The organism is Phreatobacter sp. GW821-FHT04C01, from assembly GCF_059420385.1.
The window spans coordinates 1-3060 of record NZ_JBWKTP010000026.1 but is presented as its reverse complement, the minus strand read 5'-3'; the positions used below and the strand labels follow the sequence as shown (position 1 = coordinate 3060).

General features: G+C 67.9%; 4 protein-coding genes. All 4 read left to right on the top strand.

Going from position 1 to position 3060, the window contains the following annotated elements; all coding sequences use genetic code 11:
* Window positions 1–132: ABC transporter permease subunit (locus AC07WJ_RS37140; protein ID WP_494939766.1), on the top strand; the 132-nt coding region annotated here is incomplete at its 5' end.
* Window positions 129–1043 (top strand): ABC transporter permease, encoded by a 915-nt coding sequence (locus AC07WJ_RS37135; RefSeq protein WP_494939765.1) that lies wholly within the window; start codon window positions 129–131, stop codon window positions 1041–1043. The genes AC07WJ_RS37140 and AC07WJ_RS37135, both read left to right, overlap by 4 nt.
* A 6-nt stretch (window positions 1044–1049) precedes the next feature.
* A complete protein-coding gene (locus AC07WJ_RS37130) occupies window positions 1050–2093 on the top strand; it encodes an ABC transporter ATP-binding protein (protein WP_494939764.1) in 1044 nt (347 codons plus the stop codon).
* A partial coding sequence (locus AC07WJ_RS37125) for an ABC transporter ATP-binding protein (RefSeq protein WP_494939763.1) occupies window positions 2090–3060 on the top strand: 971 nt, incomplete at its 3' end. The genes AC07WJ_RS37130 and AC07WJ_RS37125, both read left to right, overlap by 4 nt.

Sequence of the window (3060 nt, the reverse complement as noted above, 5' to 3'; positions counted from 1 at the left end):
GTCGATGCCATTCTCAGGCGCGACTATCCGGTGATCCAGGGCCTGGTGCTGCTGTTTTCCTTCGTCTACGTGCTGGTCAATCTCGCGATCGACCTCGTTTACACGCTTGTCGATCCGAGGATCCGCTATTGACCCTGCAGAGCCCCGATATTCCCGCCGGCACCGCGGTCGCGCCGCATCTGCCGGACGTTCTCCCCGAGGTCAAGCCGCGGCGCGGCTTCATCGGCTTCCTCAGGCGCTATCCGATGATCGCGCTCGGCGGCGCGCTGCTGCTGCTGATGCTGATCGCGGCGGTGTTCGCGCCGTGGCTGGGCACGGTCGACCCGACCGCGATCGCGACCTCCAGGCGCACGCGTGAGCCTTCCGCGCTCTACTGGTTCGGCACCGACATGCTCGGCCGCGACATCTATTCGCGTGTGCTCTACGGGGCCCGCGTGTCGCTGATCGTCGGCTTCTCGGTGGCGCTGCTGGCTTCCGCCGGCGGCCTGCTGATCGGCCTCGTCGCCGGTTTCGTGCGCGCCGTCGACAGCGTCTTCATGCGGGTGATGGACGGCATCATGTCGATCCCGCCGATCCTGCTGGCGGTGGCGCTGATGGCGCTGACCCGCGGCTCGGTCGGCAATGTCATCATCGCCATCACCATCGCCGAGATCCCGCGCGTGTCGCGGCTGGTGCGCGGCGTGGTGCTGAGCTTGCGCGAACAGCCCTATGTCGACGCGGCGGTCGCCGCCGGCACGCGCGCGCCGATGATCATCCTGCGCCACATCCTGCCCAACACGCTGGCGCCTCTGATCGTGCAGGCGACCTATATCTGCGCCAGCGCCATGATCACCGAGGCGATCCTGTCGTTCATCGGCGCCGGCACGCCGCCGATCACGCCGTCCTGGGGCAATATCATGGCCGAGGGCCGGGCGCTCTGGCAGGTCAAGTTCTACATCGTGCTGTTCCCGGCGATCTTCCTGTCGCTGACGGTGCTGGCGGTGAATCTTCTCGGCGATGGTCTGCGCGACGCGCTCGATCCCCGCATGGCCAAGGGGGACTGATCGGCGATGACCACTGCTGCCACCATGACCGCCAAGAGCCCGACATCCGGGGCGCCCGGCGAACCGCTGCTGGAGGTGAAGAACCTCCAGACCCATTTCCGCACGCCCGACGGCATCAACCGGGCGGTCGACGGCGTCTCCTTCCACGTCAATGCCGGCGAGACGCTGGCCGTGGTCGGCGAGAGCGGCTGCGGCAAGTCGGTCACCGCCATGTCGCTGCTGCGGCTGATCCCGGATCCGCCGGGCCGGATCGCCGGCTCGATCCGGTTCCAGGGCACCGACCTCCTGGCGCTCAGCGAGAAGGAGATGCGGGCGATCCGCGGCAACGACATCTCGATGATCTTCCAGGAGCCGATGACGAGCCTCAATCCGGTGCTCACCGTCGGCAAGCAGATCGGCGAGACGCTGCGCCTGCACCAGGGGCTGAACAAGGACGAGGCGGAAAAGCGCGCCATCGCCATGCTCACTTTGGTCGGCATTCCCGAGCCGGCGCGGCGGGTGCGCGAATATCCCCACCAGCTCAGTGGCGGCATGCGCCAGCGCGTGATGATCGCCATCGCGCTCGCCTGCAATCCCAAGCTCCTGATCGCCGACGAGCCGACCACCGCGCTGGACGTGACCATCCAGGCGCAGATCCTCGACCTGATGCGCGACCTGAAGCACCGGGTGGGGGCGGCCATCGTGCTGATCACCCATGACCTCGGCGTGGTCGCCGAGGTCGCCGAGCGGGTCATGGTCATGTATGCCGGCCGCAAGGTCGAGGAGGCGACGGTGAAGGACCTGTTCCGCAACCCGCGCCATCCCTATACGCAAGGGCTGCTCGGGGCGGTGCCCAAGCTCGGTTCCTCGCTGGAGGGCACCGCCACCCGGCTCGCCGAAATCCCCGGCCTGGTGCCGAGCCTGAAGAAGCGCATCGAAGGCTGCGTCTTCGCCGGCCGCTGCCCGAAGGTCACCGATCTCTGCCGGGCGGTCGCGCCCGGCCTCGAGGCCAAGGCCGCGCATCACATCGTCGCCTGCCACCACGCGCCCAAGGAGGCAGTCGCCGCATGAGCCAGCCCCTGCTCGAGGTCAGCGACCTCAAAAAGCATTTCCCGATCACCGGCGGCTTCTTCGGCGGGGTCACCGCCAAGGTCTATGCGGTCGACGGCATCTCGTTTGCCATCGCCAAGGGCGAGACGCTGTCGCTGGTGGGCGAGTCCGGTTGCGGCAAGTCGACCGTCGGCAAGGCCATCCTCAGGCTGTTCCCGATCACCTCGGGCCAGGTCGTGCTGGATGGCCAGCGCATCGACGACATGTCGGCGGGCACGCTCAGGCCGCTGCGCCGGCGGGTCCAGGTGGTGTTCCAGGACCCGTTCTCCTCGCTCAATCCGCGGCTCAGGGTGCGCGACATCCTGGCCGAGCCGATCACCAATTTCGGGCTGGCCAAGAACCGCGCCGAGGTCGACGCGCGCATCGCCGACCTGATGGACACGGTCCGGCTGCCGCGCGACGCGGTCAACCGCTGGCCGCACGAATTCTCCGGCGGCCAGCGCCAGCGCATCGGCATTGCCCGGGCGCTGGCCGCCGAACCCGACCTGATCATCTGCGACGAGGCGGTCTCCGCCCTCGACGTCTCGGTCAAGGCGCAGATCGTCAACCTCCTGCAGGACCTGCAGAAGGAGCTCGGCCTGGCGCTGCTGTTCATCAGCCACGACCTCGCCGTGGTCGAGCACATGACCCACCGGGTGGCGGTGATGTATCTCGGCAAGATCGTCGAGCTGGCGCCGCGCCGCGAGATCTTCGCCAACCCCAAGCATCCCTATACCCAGGCGCTGCTCTCCGCCGTGCCGGTGCCAGACCCGGGCGCGGCGCGCGACCGGATCATCCTGAAAGGCGATGTGCCGAGCCCGATCAATCCGCCCAAGGGCTGCCGCTTCCACACCCGCTGCCCCTATGTCTTCGATCGCTGCAAGGTCGAGGAGCCCCAGCTCAAGGCCACCGGCGAAGGGCATTTCGCCGCATGCCATTTGCACGACGA

Coding starts and splice junctions, on each gene's coding strand:
- AC07WJ_RS37130 (WP_494939764.1), top strand. CDS start 1,050: ATGACCACTGCTGCCACCATGACCGCCAAGAGCCCGACATCCGGGGCG.